Source organism: Caballeronia calidae (assembly GCF_900044055.2).
Taxonomy (GTDB): domain Bacteria; phylum Pseudomonadota; class Gammaproteobacteria; order Burkholderiales; family Burkholderiaceae; genus Caballeronia; species Caballeronia calidae.
This window is the reverse complement of record NZ_FCOX02000285.1, coordinates 1-1213: the sequence shown is the minus strand read 5'-3', so window position 1 is coordinate 1213 and position 1213 is coordinate 1. Positions and strand designations below refer to the sequence as shown.

The window sequence follows — 1213 nt, the reverse complement described above, 5'->3', positions numbered from 1 at the left end:
TGTGCCGTGTCGCGGGTTTTTCTTTTTATCGGATGGCCTTCCATGCTCTATCTCATCGAAGACGCTACCCCCGAGCCGGCGCAATTCGGCGCCCTTCCCGCGCTGTTCGCCGGGACTTTGAATGCCGAACTCCGCTGCGCAGGCGTGCATTTCGACGAACGGCGGTTTCCCGATGCGCATCGGCACGTCACAGCGGATGGACGGTTAGTCGCGAGCGGTCTGATCTGGCGCACACGCACGGGCCTGCCCGATACTGCCGAACCATGCCATGAGATTTTTGCGCTCGCGCGCACGCGCGATATCGTGCTTCTCGTGCGATCGTTCAAGGCGTTTCCTACGCAATGCGCCGAAGACGTAGAGATGTTGCGCGTCGTTCATGAAGCCGATAGCGCACAGCTCGTCGAAGATGGCTCGGGCGTGGTTTTGCAAGCGCATCGGGATCGCTATGGCAGATGGCGTTCCACGGAAGAAGCCGCATCGCGCGCGAGCGGACCGTCCATGACGATTGCGCTGATAGGCCGTGAGTGCGACCAGCATCAGCAATACCCCGCGACGCTCGCCGCCCTCGGTGACGCCGCCGATGCGCTCGGCTTCGATCTCGACGTGCACTTCATCGCGGCGCAGGACATCGACCGCGACAACGCAGAAACTTTGCTCGCAGATGCACACGGCATTCTTTTGCCGGGCGGCGCCGACATGGCGCGAGTGGCGGGACAGATCGAGGCCGCGCGTTTCGGTTGGCTCGCGTCGATTCCGGTCGTGGGTTTGGGTCTCGGCATGCAGTCAATGGCGACGGCCATCGCGCGGCTCGCGTTGAAGAGCGATGAGATCGGCATGAAGGAAGCGCAGCCCGATGCGCGCGTCGCCAGCTTCGAGCCGATTCATGTTGGCGAGGATGGCGTGTTGTTGCATCGCTCAGGCTTGCGGCCGATAAGCCTGGTGCCGGGATCGCGTATCGCGGCCATGCTCGGCGCGCAGGCGAGCATTCTCTGCAATCATCGCTACAGGCTCAATCCGGCGCTCGAAGCGCCGCTCGCGACGCTCGGCGTGACCGTCAGCGCGCACGACGAGAGCGGCTCGATCGCCGATGCCATCGAGGCCGATAAGCATCCGTTCTTTGCAGGCATGCAGGGGCATCCGGAACTGTCGTCGCGTGATGGCGCGCCGCATCCGTTGCTGATTGCGTTTCTGGAAGCGGCGGCGCGCCGTTCAT

General features: G+C 63.5%; 1 protein-coding gene. It reads left to right on the top strand.

The features are described from left to right. Positions 1–42 precede the first annotated feature (42 nt). Positions 43–1213 (top strand): glutamine amidotransferase-related protein (locus tag AWB78_RS42670; protein ID WP_062613325.1); only part of this gene is annotated, 1171 nt, incomplete at its 3' end.